The sequence below is a fragment of the Streptomyces sp. NPDC052101 genome (assembly GCF_040680235.1).
GTDB lineage: Bacteria > Actinomycetota > Actinomycetes > Streptomycetales > Streptomycetaceae > Streptomyces.
Window position 1 is genome coordinate 1 of record NZ_JBFAWH010000067.1, and the last position, 16,958, is coordinate 16,958.

Below are 16,958 nucleotides of genomic sequence, written 5' to 3' on the forward strand. Positions count from 1 at the left end.
CGACCAGGGCACGCTGGTGCGGCGGGAGCTTGCAGCGGCGGTCACCCTCCCGGGTGACGATGAGCATCGTGACCCACTCGACCAGGGCGTGCGGCGGGTCGAGTGCGGCAGAATACGGAACCAACGCGGCTCCTGTGCCTGTGGGTTGAGACTTCGAACACCTCCCCCAACGGCACAGGAGCCTCGTGCGTTGCGCACACCACCAGCGTCCCCCGATCAGTGGCCGCGCTGAAAACGCTCACTCATCCCGAGGTGAGTGATCCGGGCCCTTCGCGGTTGTCAGGCCTCGACCCAGCCGTGTTTCTTTGCGAACTGCAGCATTGCTGTGCGAATCTGCGTGATCTGACTGCCTGTCAGTGAGGGTGCCGCCTCCAACAGCATCTCGGTCACGTCGCCGATGTACTCGTCGTGACCGAGTACATCGCACATCGCGTCATCGGCGAGCACCTGCCGGGTCACGGCTGGCTTGGGAGGCGTGACGGGGGTGCCGTCGGCGTTCCTCGCGAGCTGCACGGACGATGCCTTCGGCCCCCGATCACCGCTTTCGATCTCGAATTCGACCGCTATACCAGAGCGGATGTAGGACTCCGGAACGAGAATGTCGTTCACGTGGAGAAAGACATCCTCTCCACCGTGATCGGGAGCGATGAAACCATATCCCCTTGAACCGTCGAAACGAATCACACGACCAGTGACCACGCCAACCCCCAACAACATCGGGCACTTTGCCCGACCGTATTGGTCGCAGGTTAGTACAACAGCCGACGAGAGTGCGAGGCCGAAGCCTGGCAAGCGCCACCCGGCTACGTCGGGAACGGGTCGGTCGCGCTCATCAAGGTTGTCGCAGTGTATCGACGCGCGAGGTTCCCCACCATCGTTCCTCAATGCGGTGGCACGGCGGCCGTGAGGCTGGTCCATTCCGGGGCCCCGTTCTCCTGAAGAAGCCGCAGTAGTTGCCGCCGCTCGTCCTTGAGGCGCGGCGACGGATCTCGCAGGAGCTCGGTCGGCGAGGCGAAGACGCAGCCGGGCAGGAAGCTGGTCTCCAGATAGCCATTGGCCCGCTCGACCAGCCCCTTGGCCTCCGGATCGCCCGGCCGGCACTGGGATGATGCGGATGCCCAGCAGCCCGACGAACGCCGAGAAGTCCTCGGTGAGCCAGGGTCGTCCGCCCCGCAGGATCCGACGGCGCCCTCGTTGTCAAAGACGAGAGCCTTCGGCACCACGCCCAGGCCGGTCACCATCACCAGCACCGGCGGGCCGCAGGTCTGCCCGAACTCGAGCGGGATCTCCGCCGACGGCATTACGGGCCTGTGCGGCGGCGCCCGGCGATTGTTGTCCAACGAGCTGGTGAGATTGCGGCTCTGAAGTTGCGACCTCCCAAAGCCGACCATGCGGGGTTGTATCCAGAGACGTGGTGGTAGACCACCAGGCCGCTGCCGGCGCAGCGCCGCGCGGCACGATGCCCCGGGCATGGCCTCCCTGCGGTAGTTGTCGTGGGCGTAGCCACGGTCGGCGAAGATCGAAAGTGCGCTGCGGCGCGGCTGACAGCCCCGGCTGCAGGCGGGCAGGACGGCAGAGAGCAGCGGCAAGAGCCGGGTGACGTCGTTGCGGTTGCGTAGCAGGTCATGCTCGAACCGAGCCCCAGTTCCTGCGACAGGTACCTTCACTGGATGTCGGTGTGCGCCATGTATAGGATCCCGCGCAGCACCTGCCCGTCCGGCAGCGTCTTGCGGCCCGGGTACCGGAGACCTGCGCTCCCTCCTCGGCAGCAGTGGCTCGATCTGCGTCCACAGCTCATCCGACACGATCCACGGTGATGCCCCTGCACCATGGGCAACGCTCAACTCGCCTTTGGACACGGCCCACAGTGTCAATCCCTCCGGTTGTGTCAGCCGTTGTTAGGGGCGTATAGGGGGCGGTTAAGGGTGTCGGGCGGCCATACCTGTTCATACGCTCCGAGACAAGCATGGCAGTTCCTCGCGCGCTTGGAAGAAGAAGGCGGCGTTGCCGAACTGTCCGACGCTGCCCTTGGCCACACAAGATTGCCAGCAACGCGACAACGCCCCGCCGCTAGGAGAAGGCTCGATGAAAGCCCTGGTCTTGTCCGGAGGGATGGGCACACGCCTGCGCCCCTTCACCTATTCCATGCCCAAACAGCTGATCCCTGTCGCGAACCAGCCCGTGCTGATCCATGTCATGGACAATCTGCGTGCGCTGGGAATATCACAGGCCGGGGTTGTCGTCGGCGACCGCGGCGACGAGATCGCGGCGGTACTCGGCGACGGGTCGTCGATCGGGATCGAGATCACGTACATCCGCCAGGACACCCCCCGCGGTCTCGCGCACTGCGTGAGTCTCGCCAGGGACTTCCTCGGCGCCGACGACTTCGTGATGTACCTGGGGGACGTCATGCTCTCGGAAGGCATCACGGAGATGGCCGAGCGATTCCGTGCCAACCGTCCTGCCGCACAAGTCGTGGTTCAGAAGGTCACCGATCCGCGGGCGTTCGGGGTGGCCGAACTGGCCGCCGACGGGCGGGTCACCGCACTGGTCGAGAAACCGCAGCATCCCACCAGCGACCTCGCGATGGTGGGCGTGTACTTCTTCACGCCTGCCATCCATGAAGCCGTCGCGGCGATCCGGCCGAGCGCGCGCGGCGAACTGGAGATCACGGACGCAGTCCAGTGGCTGGTTTCGAACAATTGTGATGTGCGAGCCGAGGTGTACACCGGCTTCTGGAAGGACACCGGCCGAGTCGAAGACGTCATTGAGTGTAACCGCCAACTGTTGGACGCACTGACCCCGTCGGTGCCCGACGGCGTCTGCGCGGACAGCGAACTGGTCGGTCCCGTACTGATCGACCCGACCGCACGCGTGGTGCGTTCGCGGATCACGGGCCCGGGCGTGGTCGGAGCCGGGACGGTGATCGAGGACAGCCGGATTGGCCCGTACACGGCGATAGGCGAGAACTGCGTCGTCAGCAACGCCGATGTCGCCGACTCGATCGTGCTGTCCGGTGCCACTGTCCGTGACATCGTGGGCATCCACAGCTCCGTGATCGGTCGCGGCGCCGCGGTCAGTTCCGGCGACGGCCGCCATCGCCTCGTGGTCGGCGACCACTCCAGCGTCGAGGTGGCGGTATGAAGCTCCTGGTGACGGGCGCGGCGGGCTTCATCGGCTCGCACTACGTGCGGAGCATGCTGGCCGGTGAGTACGCCGGATGCGCCGAGGCCGATGTGACCGTGCTTGACAAGCTCACCTACGCGGGCAGGCGGGACAACCTTCCCGCCGACCACCCGCGGCTCACTTTTGTCCAAGGTGATGTGTGTGACGTGGAACTGTTGCGCGAACTGTTGCCGGGCCACGATGCGGTGGTGCACTTCGCCGCCGAGTCACACGTGGACCGCTCGATCGACGCCGGCGCCGCCTTCGTCACGACGAACGTCCTAGGCACCCAGGGCCTGTTGGAGGCGTGCCTGCACGGCGGCGTGAGCCGGTTCGTGCACGTCTCCACTGACGAGGTGTACGGCTCGATCGCGTCCGGCTCGTGGACCGAAGAGTGGCCACTCGCGCCCAACTCCCCCTACGCCGCGTCCAAGGCGGGCAGCGACCTCATCGCGCGAAGCTACTGGCGCACACACGGGCTGGACGTGTCGATCACCCGCTGCTCCAACAACTACGGGCCGTACCAGCACATCGAGAAGCTCATCCCGCGCTTCGTCACATACCTGCTCAGCGGCGAGCCAGTGCCGCTGTACGGGCAGGGTGCCAATGTCCGTGAGTGGCTGCATGTGGCCGACCATTGCCGCGCGATCCATCTGGTTCTGACCAAGGGGCAGGCAGGAGAGGTCTACAACGTCGGTGGCGGCAACGAGATGACAAACCATCAGATCACCGAGCAGTTGCTCGAACTGTGCGGCGTGGGTCGGGAGATGATCCGCTACGTGCCCGACCGCAAGGGCCACGATCTCCGGTACTCGCTCGACGACTCCAAGATTCACGAGGAGTTGGGCTACGCACCGGCGGTCTCCTTCGCGGAGGGGCTGGCGGAGACGGTTGCCTGGTACCGGGACAATCCCGGTTGGTGGAAGCCACTCACCACGTAGACCCCGGATTCCGCACCGGCTGCGGCGGATGTCGGCCGCAGTCGACTCAGGAAACCCCCTTGATCACTCTCACCAAAGGCGTTCCCTGCGTTCCCATCAGCAAAAAGGACAACGCCTTCCTGGTCGCCGGTGACAACGGGACACACTCATTGATGTCGGGTTCGACAAGGCCCCGCAGTACTGCTGGACGCGGTCGTGGGGCTGGGTGGCAAGCCCTCCGGCGTCCGCCGCCTCGTGCTCACCCACGCCCACCCCGACCACGTCGAGGGAGCCGCCGAACTCCGCAAGCAGACCGGCGCCGAAATCCTCATCCGCGAGGCCGACGCGGGCTGACTGGGGGGTGGGCGGGTGCCGACGTTCGGCCGGTTGGTCGCGTTCGGCCGATTCCCGACGAGCTTCCGGCCCTGCACTGGAGGTTCCTCGTCGGTGACGCCGTCTTCAACCGGAAGCCGCCCAAGCTCTCCCTCAGGCCCGACGCCCTCGCCGCTGACCCGAGTCGTCAGCCGTCGGCTACGCGCACCGTGCCCCGCTCGCCGAAGGCGGGACCGGCGCCTGCACGAGCCTGCTGGACAGCCTTGTAGGGCGCTTGAGCTTCCCTGCCGGGGGACCCGGTCCGGGGTGGCCAAGGGGCCCGGCCAGGCGCCCCGCCCCTCCGGCGTGCATCGGTCCATTTCCGCAAGCGTTGTGTGCTTCAAGTGCCCATCAAATTACGGTAAATGAATCGCGCGTGAGGCTGTGCGATCGTTGCAATGTACCGGGTTCCAGTGGGAAATATGTGACTTGCTGCACAGCTGTCATCAGCGATGGCGGTTGTGCTTTTAAGGGAGCCATTCGGCGGTCGGATGGCGCGCTGCAATGGCGGAATCCGTCGTGGCTGCCGATGTGATCGAAAAGCTTCGGTAAGTGATCCTGGACGCTGCAGCGAGAGCGCCACGGCGGCCGGGGAGCCTGGTCGCAACCGAACCCGAGTGTCTGCACCGCCTCTTGGCCGACGCTGAACGAATCCTGACCCGGGCCGCTTCGTGCGGTGGTAATCGAATGGAACGCCCGATTCGCGGGACACTCCTTCGCGTGGGCCCACATGGCACAGATCGGCCTCGGCTCCTCTCCGTGCCTGCTGCAGATCTACCCACCAGCATATCTGACCTGACTCTATGAGGGCCGGGCCCCTTCCCTGCGCAGCCCGGTGGATTCTGGTTCCGGGTCCATACGTGCTCGGGAAGGAGGCCCTCAATGTCGGTTTACGTCGGCATTGACGGGCATCGCAAGCGTTCGCAGATCGCGGTCGTTGATCACGATGGTGCGGTGCAGGTGAATCGGCACGTGCCGAACGGGGTCGAGACGGTGCTTTCGGTGATCGGGGATCTTCCGATCGGAGCCCCGGTGGCCTTCGAGGCCGCTTCCGGCTGGGGCTGGCTGGTGGAACTGCTGGAGGACTACGGCTTCGAGCCGCACCTGGTGCACCCGCTGCGGTGCAAGGCCATCGCCTCCGACCGACTGAAGAACGACAAGGTCGACGCGGCGACCCTCGCCCAGTTGCTCCGTGCGGATCTGCTGCCGGAGGCGTGGATCGCCCGGCTCCAGGTGCGCCAGCAATGGGCTCCGCTGCGCCACCGCTGCCAGCTGGTGCGTCTGCGCACCCTGCTGCGCAACCGTGTCCATGCCGTCCTGGCGGACTACGGCTGCGACCGCTCCGGCGCTGCTTCACCGCTCCGGGGCGGCGCGGGCTCGACGGCTTGGACCTGCCGGACGCCTCCCGCCGCGTGGTCGACGATCTTCTGGTCCCGATGGACGCTCTCAAAAGAGCCGCTCGACGCCCCGGACCAGCAGCTGGTCGCGCACGCCCGTGGTGATCCGCGGGTCAAAACCCCCACCCGCCTGCCGGGGGTGGGCACGCTCACTGCCCGCATCATCGTCGCCGAGATCGGTGACGTCAGCCGCTTCCCCTCCGCCCGCAAGCTCACCGCGTGGGCGGGACTCACCCCCACAGTCCGCAGCTCGGATCTGACCGTCCGGCACGGACACATCTCCAAGCAGGGTTCGGACTGGCTGCGGTGGATCTTGTGCGAGGCCGCCCGGACCGCGAAACGCTCGCCGGAGTTCGCCGCCTCCCACCAGCGTCTGGCCCGGCGCAGGGGCAAGAAGATCGCCACCACCGCGATCGCCCGCCGCCTGCCGGCCCGCGCCTGCCATCTGCTGCGCGCCGTCCAGGCCCAGCGCGACCGGCGGGGGGCCCGATGACAGCAGCCGACGACAACCACCAGGGGCGGTCGCAGACCCCGGGTGAACTCGCAAATGCCCATGAGACGGGCTGCCGCCCGTGCTCCATGACCTGACTGAGCAGCCCGGATCCCCGAACCACCGTCATGGCGCCGGCCCGCCCGGCCAGACGCCGAATGGGTGGATGTGAGTCCACTCCGCCAGGCCTTCAGCACCTCGGGGACGTCAACGACCACATCCCTGAACATCGGTGACGCTTCCTCGCTCCCGATACAGAGCCCCGCACGGCAGAGTCCTGCCGGACAAGCACGAGGAAGACCCACAAAGGAAAGCGCCTCGGCGAAGAACAAAAGGCCGCAGGCCGGGGTCACTTCTACGTTTGACAGGCCCGGCCCTCATGGGTGGGTGGACAGGGCACCGCCGGCCACGTCCCGGTGGCCCATGCGGTGATGCCACCTCGTTGCGCCCGACGGCGCGCCACGGGTACCTGCCAGGTTCAGTTTCGCCGCTCCAGCTCACCCGGATTGAGCGCTCGGGTAGTTCAACCCCCTCATGCACCGGTTATGCCGTAGACGGTCGACTTGTCAAACGAATTAAAGATGGGTGCAAGGTGAGGTTTCCGCCGATCGCACGAGGAGTATGCCTCCTACTCCTTTCGATACGCTGACTCGGCATTCCGGGCATACCGGCTGACTCGTGAAGATATGACTCTTGGCTGGAGTTGAGTTGGGGGATTACGTTGACAGTGCACGCAAGTCATAGTGCGTCTGTGTATATTCATGGGGGAAACTGTGTTCACCGAGCTCTTCACGGGATATCTAAGGCCTGATTCGTCAATCCGAATCGAGCAGTCCGATGTGTGCGGGCGCCAACCCGTCGCCGGAGCGCGACCTCCGCGACCGGTCGCCGTCGTCACGTTCACGGGGACGATGGCGGCGTGACGACTCTGATAGAACGAGCGGAGGCGCTTGCGACACTTCGCCGCCTCGTCGACGAAGCGGCACGGGGCCGTGGTGGAACCGCCCTCGTCAGCGGAACCGTCGCCAGCGGAAAGAGCGCGTTACTCGACGCGTTAGCTCAAGCGCTCACCGGCACCGGGACTCTGACACTCACCGCCGTCGCCTCCGCCGCGGAGACCGGCCTGCCACTCGCGGTCTTCGACCAGCTCCTTGCCCGGGCGCCGCTCACGCCCGGACAGCGTCAGCACGCCAAGGCGCTCCTGGCCAAAGGTTCCGAGCCGATGGAAGCGGACAGTCGGCTACCGGACCGGATGGCCTCGTTCGACGGTTGGCTTGCACGCGAACTCTGCACGTTGCTGATCGACCTCTCGGACCAGCAGCCGCTCACACTTCTGGTCGACGACGCCCATCATGCCGACCCCGCCTCGCTCGTCTGCCTCGCCTATCTGGTGCGCAGGATCCGCGAGTCCCGGATCACCGCCGTGTTCGCCCACTCCGACGCGTCACCCTACCGCAACACCCGGTTCTGGACGGAACTGCTGCGTCGGCCTTCGAATTTACACCTGTCACTGCCTCTGCTCACACCGGCCGGTGTCAACCGAATGGTCGCCGACCGCCTTGGTGACGAGGCGGCAGACCGCATCGCCGCGCAGTGCCACACACTCAGTGGAGGAAACCCGCTTCTCGTAAAGGCGCTGCTGGACGACCAGCCTGCCGACCACACCGATCTGATCGTGGGTGAGACCTATGGCCGGGCCGTTGTGGGCAGCCTGCACCGGGGCGGCCCCCAACTACTGGAGACCGCACAGGGACTGGCGATACTCGGCTCCTCCGAGACCGTGGACCGGCTGCTCGACCGTGACTCCAAGCTCGTCGTCCAGACACTGGGCGAGCTGAACGCCACGGGGGTGCTCGATGCGGGCCGCTTCCGCCACCCGATGGCCCGGCGCAGCGTGCTGGTCGACCTGCCTCCGGAACGTCGCGCCCAACTCCACGCCCGCGCTGCAGAGGCAGCCCACGCAGACGGGGCCCCGGCCACCGTCGTCGCCGAACACCTTCTCGCGGCCGAACACACCAGCCCGTTCTGGGCGGTGGCGACTCTCGAACAGGCAGCGACGACCGCGATGGTCGAAGGTAGCGTGCGCTCCGCCGTCGCGTACCTCAAGCTCGCCTGCCGTGACTGCCCCGACTCCGAACTGCTGACACGGCTCAGGATCGCCCTGATCAAGGCCGAGTGGCGGATCAACCCCGGCGCATGCGGCCAACACCTCAGCGCGCTCGTCGACTCGTTCCGCAACGGGCTCATGCGTGGCAGCGACGCCCTCGTGCTCTCCCGCGCCCTGCTTTGGCACGGCCGCTACAAGGAAGCCGAAGAGGTACTCTCGCGCATCGGCGACATGGCAGAGGACCCGGATATCGATGTGGAGATGCGCATCACCCAGGCATGGATGCGCTGGTCCTACGCACCGCTGCTGGGCCGCGTACAGCCACTGCGATCACCCCCGTCCGGGGCCGATGGCGCCTCCCTGCGGGCCGGTTGGCGGCTCGAGGCCGTCACCGCCCTGGAGTCCGTGCAGACCCGGGGCCCGAGCGAGAAGGCCATTGCCGACGCCGAACGAGTCCTCCGCGACACCAGGCTCAACGAGATGGGCATGGACACCGCCGAGGCCGCGCTGCTGGCGCTGACGTTCGCGGAACGTGCCTCGCTCGCGGGGCCCTGGTGTGACGGCCTGATCGACGACGCCGTCTCCCGGGAGGAATCCAGCCATCAAGCCAGGCTCGCCGGCATCAGGGCGGAAATCAGCGTCCGCCAGGGCGACTTGCCGGGGGCCGAACGCCACGCCCGGCAGGCCCTCGCGATCCTGCCCGCCGCCAGTTGGGGCGTGACCATCGGAGCGGTGCTCGGAAGCCTGTTGCTCGCGCTCACGGGAATGGGACGCTACGACGCCGCAGTGGACGAGCTCAGCCGACCGGTGCCCGAAGAGATGCTCCAGAGCCGCTACGGGCTCCACTATCTCCAGGCGCGCGGCCGTTTCAAGCTGGCGACCGGGCGCCTGGACTCGGCGATGGAGGACTTCCAGACGTGCGGCAGCCTGATGCGTGCCTGGGGCCTCGAAGCGCCGGGACTCGTCTCCTGGCGCACCGACCTGGCCGAGACCTGGCTCGGCCTCGGCGACCGGGAGGAGAGCCGCAGGCTCGTCGAGGAACAGCTCGCACTCGTCGGCAACGACTACCCCCGCGCTCGCGGATCGGCCCTGCGTCTGCTGGCTGCCAACCTCGAACTGCGCCACCGTCCGGGCGTGTTGCGTGAGGCCGTCGAAGCCCTGCGGACCAGCGGTGACCGCTATGAGCTGGCCCGAGCTCTCACCGACCTCACCGAGACCTATCTGGCACTCGGCGAGACCCGCAGGGCACGGCTGATCGGCCGGGAGGCATCGAGTCTGGCCCTGGCGTGCCATGCCAACCCGCTGGGGAAGGCGCTGGGCGACATGCGCGTCGGCACTGACACGGCGCAGCTCGAACCGAGCCCCGCTGGGACCAGCTCGGAACTCAGCGACGCCGAACGGCGGGTCGTCGACCTGGCGGCGATGGGCCACTCCAACCGGGAGATCGCCACCAGGCTCTATGTCACGGTCAGCACCGTGGAGCAGCACCTGACCAAGGCCTACCGCAAGCTCGGCGTCCGTTCGCGGGCGGGACTGCTCTCCGCGCTGGTCTGACACCGGCGGCCGCCACGGGCACGGCGGCACATGAAAAGGCTCCGGGCGGGGACGCGGCCAGTTGCGCGCTCCGCCCGGAGCCCTTCTCCACCGTCAGGCGAGGGCGTCGGCCTCCGACTTCCGCTCACCGTGCCAGCGCTCGGCCCAGTCCTCCAGGATGTCGACGGCCCTCTCGACACCCCGCTCCGCACGCACGGCTTCACCGATGTTCGCTGCCTTACGGCGGATTTCCTCGTCGGTCAGGGCTGCACCCAGAGCCGCGTCAAGCAGCTCAGGGGTGAACTTGGTGTACGGCACGGGCGCGGGAGCCACGCCCAGCCGGTGTGCCTGCGCCGCCCAGAACGGGCTGTCGGCGAAGGTGGGCACGACCACCTGGGGCTTGCCCGCCCGCAGCGCCTCGCCCGTGGTGTTGCAGCCACCGTGGTGGATCACTGCGGCGGAGCGGGGGAAGAGCCAGGGGTAGTGCGCCTCCTCGAGGCGGAACACGTCGTCCGGTACATCCTCCGGGCCGCCTCCCACCATGACCAGACGGCGCCCGTGGGAGCGGACGACGTTCAGCACCTTCTGCAGGGTCTCGGAGGGCCGGTGCACCGGCCAGATGCTGCCGAACGTGAGGGTCACGGGCTCGGTCCCGGCGTCCATGAACTCCACCAGCTCCGGTGACGGCGTCCACTCCCGGTCCCAGAACCAGTAGCCGGTGATGTGCGACAGCTCGGGCCAGTCGGTGGGCTCCGTGAACATCGACCGGGTTGCCGGGCAGAGCAGCGGGACCTCGCGGCCCAGATTGCCGTACGGCGCGCCGAAGGGCAGCGGCGGCAGCTTTCCGTCCTTGCGGAAGCCCGCGATCAGGAGCGAGTCCATCAGGCCCTGCACCCGGTGCGTCAACCGGTTGTACGGCGCGCCGAGCTTCAGTGGGGGGAAGATCATGGCCGGCCACTGGGCCGTCGGGCTCTGCGGCCACCAGCTCAGGGACGCCCAGGGGACGCTGCCGTCGTCCTCGAACATGATCCGGCTGAGGATGGTGTTGACCACCAGATCGGCACCGGAGACGGCCTCGGTGATCGCGGAGGCGAGGCTCTGCAAGTGCTCCGAGCTCTGCCGCGGGACCTTGCGGGACGCGCGGAACAAGGAAGCACCCTGCTGCAGCGCCTCGACGAGCGCCGGGTGGGCCAGGAAGTCACGCGGACTGCCCGGCAGCGGGGCGAAGTCCACGCCGGCCTCCTCGGCCAGCCCCGCGAAGTCCTGGTGCGTGGCGAGGGTGACGGTGTGCTTACGGTCCTTCAGGGCCACGGCCAGCGCGATGAACGGTTGGACGTCGCCCCGTGATCCCGTGACGACCAGTGCGACATGCATGCATCCTCCAGATGAACGTACCGATGGAACGGCGCGGCGGGCGGGAGCCCCGGGTCGGCGGCCTCAGTAGCACCGCACGTAGCGGTTGAGGATCCGGTCGAGGTAGTCGGGTTCGCGGACCGGCCGCAGAGCGGGCAGCAAGGCGCACAGCCTGTCGACCGAGACCGTCGTCGACACCGGCGTCACCTCGACCACCTCGTGCCGTGGAGCGGCCCCCATGCGCCGTTCGATCCCCTCGACGAGTTCCTCGACCGGCCGCGGTACGCCGGAGGCGACGTTGACCACGTCGTGCACGCCGAGTCCGATCAGTCCGTCGATCGCGCCGATCACATCGGCCACGTCCACCAGGTCGCGGTGGGCCCCCCGGTACAGCCGCACCGTGCCGCCGCGTATCTGACGGACGAAGGCGGGCAGCAGGTGGTGGTCCGGCTGCCCCGGACCCGTCACATGGCTCAGGCGCAGGATCAGACTGCGGACGCCGGATGCGGTGATGGCCTGTTCGAGGCGCAGCTTCTGCCGGCCGTAGGGCGACTCCGGGGCCACGGGGGTGTTCTCGTCGGCCGCGGCGTCCGTGCTCCCGTACATCGCGTGGGACGCGGTGGACAGGTAGACGAGCAGGCGGCCTTCGCGACGGCACCGCCGGGTGACGTCGTCCACCATGGCCGTCTCGCGAGCGAACTCCTCGGGTGCCTGCACACTGGTGCTGGAGACCCCGGCGGCCAGCACGGTCGCGCCGGGGTGCCGGCCCGCGACCGATTCCAGGCTGCGGGCGATGAAGCCCCTGCCGATGATCTCCATCAGTCCTGCTCTCGGGCGTGGACGCGGTGGGCGCACGCGCCGATCCGCTCCAGCAGTTCGGCGGTCCGGATCGTCGTGGTGGCCCAGGCGCTGTGACCGGTGTCCTTTCCGGTCGACCGCGTGTGCCGCATGGCCTGCGTGAACTCGGCCGAAGCGGCGGCGAACTGGTGTTCCGCCGGGAGCACGATCTCCTCGGCGTGGTCCTGCTCCTCGATGCGCAGCACCGGGGAGAGCCAGGCCGGGGGAGTGAAGGCCCGCTGGGTCGACAGATGACCGGTGCTTCCCCACAGTGCGTAGGTGGCACGGTAGCTGTGCTGGAAACCGAAGTTGAGTGTCGCGGTCTGCCCGCTCGCCGAGGTGAGCAGCGCGCTGCCGGCCACGTCGACTCCCGTCACCGGGTCCATGCGCAGCACCGCGCCGACGACGGTGAGGTCGTCCCCGAGGAAGTACTGCGCCAGTCGCACGGGGTAGATCCCCGCGTCCAGCAGGGCACCGCCGCCGAGCTCCGGCCGGTAGCGCACATCGGTCGCGGGCAGGGGAGGAAAGCAGAACGACGCGTCCAGGTGGCGCAGTTGCCCGATGCGTCCGGCGGCGAGGAGCTCGGTGACCCGCCGGTGCAGCCCGTGGTGGACGAAGGTGATGTTCTCCCGCAGCACCAGTCCGCGCTCGGCCGCGAGTGCCGCCAGCTCCGCGGTGTCCGCGGCGCGGGTGGTCAGGGGCTTCTCCGCCAGTACGTGCTTGCCGTGCAGCAGCAGCCGGCGGACCCACTCGTGGTGCAGCGCGTTGGGCACCGAGACGTAGACACCGTCGATGTCGTCCCGGTCCACGAGCCGCTGGTATCCGACGACCGCCTCGCAGCCGAATTCGGCCGCGAACCGGGCCGCCTTGCCCTGCTCCCGGCTGGCGACGGCGACGATCTCGACGCCCGGGAGGTCGCGCAGTGCGGGTGCCGTCCGGCGCCAGGCGATGGAGGAGGCCCCGAGGACGGCGACGCGCACCGGGGCGGGTGCCTGGGCGGGCCGCTGGTCGTTCTCCATCGTCTCAGCTCCGTCCCGGTTCGCGCAGCAGACTCTGCAAGCAGGCCGTGAGGCTCCTGGCCTGGATGTTCACGTAGTGGCAGTGGCGCATCAGCGCGTTGAGTTGTTGGGCCGTCAGCCAGCAGAAGTCGTCGGGAACCGTCAGGTCGCCGTCCGCCTCCACCTCGACGACGAGGTGACGGCTGCGGGTGTGGAAGAAGCGTCCGCCCTCGTCGGAGAGGACGGTGTCGAAGCGGATGCTCTCCGCGGGCGCCTGCAGGACCTCGTCCAAAAACCGGGGGCGGGACGAGGCGGGTGTGCCCTCGTGGTCGTCCGGGGTGCACTGCACCGTGGGTGCCAGCTCGACTCCGTCGACGAAGCCCGGTTCGGCCTTGACGTTGACCAGGGCGTGGAGCACTCCGCCGATCCGTTTGACCAGGAAGGCGGCGAGCCCCTGGCCGCGGGACCGGATCATCGGCTGGGTCCATCCCCGGATCTCGCGGCTGCCGGTCCGTACGTCGACCGCCATCACCTCGAAGTACCGGCCGGACTCGTGGGAGAGCCGGTCGGCCGACATCTTCCAGCCCTGGATCTCGTCGAGGCCGACGAGACAGGCGTCCACCTCGTGGCGGACCCGGGCGTCGGCCAGCAGGCTGCGGATGTGGCCCGCGTCGTGGAGCGCCCCCCGGTCCTCGTCGAAGGAATCGAGCAGGGCGGAGCGGAACGGCTCGCCCTCGAAGCCACGGACCCCGGTCAGGGCGGCGCCCGCCACGGGAAGACAGGCCAGGACCGAGCGTGCGTCCATGTTGATCAGATCGTCGACCGAGAGCAACTCGTGCAACTGGCCGACCGACAGCCAGCAAAAGCCGTCCCGCACCTCGATGTCGTCGGTCACCTCGACGACCATGTTGCGGTTGCGTTTGCGGTAGAACCAGGAACCCTGCTCCGACTGGAGCACGTCGGCGAGCACCCGGTGTGCGAAGGGCATCCGGAAGTACTCCACATAGGGCACCTGCCTGCCGCCGTGGACTCCGGAGTAGTTGCTCCTGGTCGCCTGCACGGTCGGCGAGAGCTGGAACCCGTTGCAGTTGCCCGGTTCCATCTTGGCCTGCATGAGGCAGTGCAGAACCCCGTCGAACTCCTTGACCAGGATGCCCAGGATGCCGATCTCGGACTGGTCGATGATCGGCTGCGACCACGGACGGTCCGGGTGCCGGCCGGTCCGCACCCGCAGACCCCGGACCGAGAAGAAGCGGCCGCTGTCGTGGACGAGGTTCCCCGTCGTGTCCTCGAACTTCCAGTTGCTGAGTTCAGCGAACGGAATCGGCCGTATATGTGCGGCATTTCGATGTGCATGGTCCGCAAACCAGGTATGGAAACATTGGAGTTCCATCACGGTGTCGGTCGACAGCATTGACCGGACCATCCGTGCCGGCAGCGCGGAATCCTCCTTTTTCAGCAGGGTCGGAGGGCCCGCCGAGGTGAGGGCCACGATTCACTCCTCGATTCCGCCGCACGGCGTGTGATATGGAATAGTCGACAGGCATTCACGCTGATGCGGCGACGGTCGGCGCCTGTCGCCCGCGGAGGTCCGCCGGCCCGCTGCCCGAGCCTCCCGGGCTCCTGTGACATCGCGCCAAGTCAAGCGTCGTCCGCAAGGACCAGTCAATACCCATAATTCTGCGGCGCCCTGACTAGGGGGTCCCGCTTCAGGGGGCTGGGGGGAATAGGGGGAGCGGTTCGCGAGGTGGGGTTAGGGGTTGTCCGGCGCGATCTCGCTTGGCAGGTTGAACAGGTGGTCGGCGCGCGGCCGCGGAGCGAAGCGCCGGAACTCCCGGGCCGGTGCGCCGAAGTATTGCGGACCTGCCCTGTGCGAGTACATCCGTCTGACGTGAAAAGTTGTCGGGATTCCGGTCCTGGCAGCTGAAATTCTTTGGGGGGGATCGGGTTGCCCGGGCGTTCTGAGTCGCTGGACCGTGATCACGTGAGTGCCCCGATCGCGGTGATCGGGATGGCCTGCCGCCTGCCTCGGGCGGATTCCCCCGACGCCTTCTGGAGGCTGCTCGGCGGGGGTTCGGAAGCAGTCACCCCGGTTCCGCACGGCCGCTGGATGCGCAGCCCGGGAGGGCCGTCGGCGACCGGTCGCGGTGGATTCCTCGACCAGGTGGACCTGTTCGACGCGGACTTCTTCGGAATCTCCCCGCGCGAGGCGGCGGCCATCGACCCGCAGCAGCGCCTCGCCCTCGAACTGGGCTGGGAGGCGCTGGAGGACGCCGGTATCACCCCTGCCGCCGTCGAGGGACAGCGGGCGGGTGTGTTCATCGGTGCGATGAGCGACGACTACGCCGCCCTGGCACGGCAGCGCGGTGCCGGCGCCGTCACGCACCACACACTGACCGGCCAGCACCGTGGCATGATCGCCAACCGCCTGTCGTATCTGCTGGGCACCCGCGGACCGAGTCTGGTCGTCGACTCCGGACAGTCCTCCTCCCTCGTCTCGGTGCACCTCGCCTGTCAGAGCCTGCGCCAGGGCGAGTGCGAGGTGGCGCTGGCAGGCGGCGTCCACCTCAACCTCGCCCACGACGGCACCGTGGCCGTCGAGCGCTTCGGCGGGCTCTCTCCGGACGGTCGCTGCTTCACCTTCGACTCGCGGGCCAACGGCTACGTCCGCGGCGAGGGCGGCGGCCTCGTGCTGCTCAAGCCACTGGACCGGGCGCTCGCCGACGGAGACCGCATCCACGCGGTGCTGCGGGGAAGCGCGGTCAACAACGACGGCGGCGGCGACAGCCTCACCACCCCCCTGCGGACCGCCCAGGAGGACGTCCTGCGGCGTGCCTACGCCGCGGCCGGAGCCGCCCCGGCCGACGTGCAGTACGTCGAACTGCACGGCACCGGCACGGCACTCGGCGACCCCATCGAGGCCGCCGCCCTGGGAGCGGTGATCGGACGGGCCCGCCCGCAGGACCGGCCCCTCCACGTGGGATCGGCGAAGACCAACGTCGGCCACCTCGAAGGCGCCGCCGGCATCACCGGGCTGATCAAGGTCCTGCTCTCGCTGAAGGCCGGCGAGCTGCCGCCGAGCCTCAACTTCGACGTCCCGAACCCGCGTATCCCGCTGGACGAGTGGAATCTGCGGGTCCACACCGAGCTGTCCCCCTGGCCCCGCCCCACGGCGCCGCTGCTGGCCGGAGTGTCCGCGTTCGGCATGGGCGGCACCAATGTGCACGTCGTGGTCGAGCAGGCACCCGCCGCCGACGAGCGGCCTGCCGCGGACTGCGGCGGTCCGGCCGCCCTCACCGGCGATGTGGTGCCGTGGGTGGTGTCGGGCCGTACCGCCGACGCACTGCGCGGACAGGCCGAGCGGCTGCGCGACTTTGTGACGGCATCCGAGCCGGACGCGCTCGACGTCGCCTGGTCCCTGGCCACCGCACGCGCGGCTCACGAGCACCGTGCGGTGGTGCTGACGCGGGGCGGGGACCGGCAGGCACCCCTCCGGGCACTTGCCGCCGTCGCAGCCGGTGAACCCGCCGGCGACGTCGTCACCGGCACGGTCGCGGGTGAGTCGTCGGGTGTGGTGTTCGTGTTCCCGGGTCAGGGCTCGCAGTGGGTGGGTATGGCGGCCGAACTGCTGGAGTGCTCGTCGGTGTTCGCGGGGTCGGTGGAGCGGTGTGCTGAGGCTCTTGCCGAGTTTGTGGAGTGGGATGTGCTTGCGGTGCTGCGTGGTGAGGAGGGTGCGGCGTCGCTGGAGCGGGTGGATGTGGTGCAGCCGGCGTTGTGGGCGGTGAT

At 68.3% G+C, this 16,958-nt stretch carries 11 protein-coding genes and 2 pseudogenes; 6 read left to right on the forward strand and 7 right to left on the reverse strand.

Translation table 11 applies throughout. The annotated features are described in order from the left end of the window. From AB0L75_RS42580 to AB0L75_RS42590, 3 genes and pseudogenes are all read right to left on the reverse strand, one after another. Positions 1 to 124 (reverse strand): annotated as a pseudogene (locus AB0L75_RS42580) (IS5/IS1182 family transposase); the annotation flags it as partial. A gap of 155 nt (positions 125 to 279) precedes the next feature. Next, positions 280 to 717 carry a cold shock domain-containing protein gene (locus AB0L75_RS42585; RefSeq protein WP_365191669.1) on the reverse strand — a complete coding sequence of 146 codons (438 nt, stop codon included), beginning with the start codon at positions 715 to 717 and terminating at the stop codon, positions 280 to 282. A 761-nt stretch (positions 718 to 1,478) separates the two neighbouring features. Next, positions 1,479 to 1,859, reverse strand: a pseudogene (locus tag AB0L75_RS42590) (transposase); the annotation flags it as partial. Between the two features lie 226 nt (positions 1,860 to 2,085). On the opposite strand from AB0L75_RS42590, the gene AB0L75_RS42595 reads away from it, so the two are divergent. The 5 genes from AB0L75_RS42595 to AB0L75_RS42615 all read left to right on the forward strand — a co-directional run bounded on the left by AB0L75_RS42595 (position 2,086) and on the right by AB0L75_RS42615 (position 10,005). Further along, complete coding sequence (locus AB0L75_RS42595) at positions 2,086 to 3,144, forward strand: glucose-1-phosphate thymidylyltransferase (RefSeq protein ID WP_365191670.1); 1,059 nt, start codon at positions 2,086 to 2,088, stop codon at positions 3,142 to 3,144. Further along, entirely contained in the window at positions 3,141 to 4,106 is a 966-nt protein-coding gene (rfbB, locus tag AB0L75_RS42600) for a dTDP-glucose 4,6-dehydratase (protein ID WP_365191671.1), read from the forward strand. The genes AB0L75_RS42595 and rfbB overlap by 4 nt, the downstream gene beginning before the upstream one ends. 195 nt (positions 4,107 to 4,301) lie before the next feature. Next, positions 4,302 to 4,439 carry an MBL fold metallo-hydrolase gene (locus AB0L75_RS42605; RefSeq protein WP_365191672.1) on the forward strand — a complete coding sequence of 46 codons (138 nt, stop codon included), beginning with the start codon at positions 4,302 to 4,304 and terminating at the stop codon, positions 4,437 to 4,439. A gap of 900 nt (positions 4,440 to 5,339) precedes the next feature. Beyond that, positions 5,340 to 6,347 carry an IS110 family transposase gene (locus AB0L75_RS42610; protein WP_365191673.1) on the forward strand — a complete coding sequence of 336 codons (1,008 nt, stop codon included), beginning with the start codon at positions 5,340 to 5,342 and terminating at the stop codon, positions 6,345 to 6,347. 916 nt (positions 6,348 to 7,263) lie between these two features. Continuing rightward, positions 7,264 to 10,005, forward strand: coding sequence for an AAA family ATPase (locus tag AB0L75_RS42615; RefSeq protein ID WP_365191674.1), 2,742 nt, complete (start codon positions 7,264 to 7,266; stop codon positions 10,003 to 10,005). A gap of 93 nt (positions 10,006 to 10,098) precedes the next feature. Here the strand turns inward: AB0L75_RS42615 and AB0L75_RS42620 are convergent, their stop codons facing one another. The 4 genes from AB0L75_RS42620 to AB0L75_RS42635 form a co-directional block, all read right to left on the reverse strand. After that, entirely contained in the window at positions 10,099 to 11,358 is a 1,260-nt protein-coding gene (locus AB0L75_RS42620) for a glycosyltransferase (protein WP_365191675.1), read from the reverse strand. A gap of 63 nt (positions 11,359 to 11,421) precedes the next feature. After that, complete coding sequence (locus AB0L75_RS42625; RefSeq protein WP_365191676.1) at positions 11,422 to 12,156, reverse strand: NAD-dependent epimerase/dehydratase family protein; 735 nt, start codon at positions 12,154 to 12,156, stop codon at positions 11,422 to 11,424. Next, entirely contained in the window at positions 12,156 to 13,193 is a 1,038-nt protein-coding gene (locus tag AB0L75_RS42630; RefSeq protein ID WP_365191677.1) for a Gfo/Idh/MocA family oxidoreductase, read from the reverse strand. The genes AB0L75_RS42625 and AB0L75_RS42630 overlap by 1 nt, the downstream gene beginning before the upstream one ends. Before the next feature lie 4 nt (positions 13,194 to 13,197). After that, the gene (locus AB0L75_RS42635; RefSeq protein ID WP_365191678.1) at positions 13,198 to 14,586 is read right to left on the reverse strand and encodes an NDP-hexose 2,3-dehydratase family protein; all 1,389 of its coding nucleotides are present in this window, start codon (positions 14,584 to 14,586) and stop codon (positions 13,198 to 13,200) included. Positions 14,587 to 15,156: 570 nt separating this feature from the next. On the opposite strand from AB0L75_RS42635, the gene AB0L75_RS42640 reads away from it, so the two are divergent. Continuing rightward, positions 15,157 to 16,958, forward strand: a 1,802-nt coding sequence (locus AB0L75_RS42640; protein WP_365191679.1) for a type I polyketide synthase, incomplete at its 3' end; no start/stop codon positions are given.

Bases quoted from the DNA above. Each gene is read 5' to 3' on its own strand.
- AB0L75_RS42585 (WP_365191669.1), bottom strand. From the start codon at position 717: ATGTTGTTGGGGGTTGGCGTGGTCACTGGTCGTGTGATTCGTTTCGAC.
- AB0L75_RS42595 (WP_365191670.1), top strand. From the start codon at position 2,086: ATGAAAGCCCTGGTCTTGTCCGGAGGGATGGGCACACGCCTGCGCCCC.
- rfbB (WP_365191671.1), top strand. From the start codon at position 3,141: ATGAAGCTCCTGGTGACGGGCGCGGCGGGCTTCATCGGCTCGCACTAC.
- AB0L75_RS42610 (WP_365191673.1), top strand. From the start codon at position 5,340: ATGTCGGTTTACGTCGGCATTGACGGGCATCGCAAGCGTTCGCAGATC.
- AB0L75_RS42620 (WP_365191675.1), bottom strand. From the start codon at position 11,358: ATGCATGTCGCACTGGTCGTCACGGGATCACGGGGCGACGTCCAACCG.
- AB0L75_RS42625 (WP_365191676.1), bottom strand. From the start codon at position 12,156: ATGGAGATCATCGGCAGGGGCTTCATCGCCCGCAGCCTGGAATCGGTC.
- AB0L75_RS42630 (WP_365191677.1), bottom strand. From the start codon at position 13,193: ATGGAGAACGACCAGCGGCCCGCCCAGGCACCCGCCCCGGTGCGCGTC.
- AB0L75_RS42635 (WP_365191678.1), bottom strand. From the start codon at position 14,586: ATGCTGTCGACCGACACCGTGATGGAACTCCAATGTTTCCATACCTGG.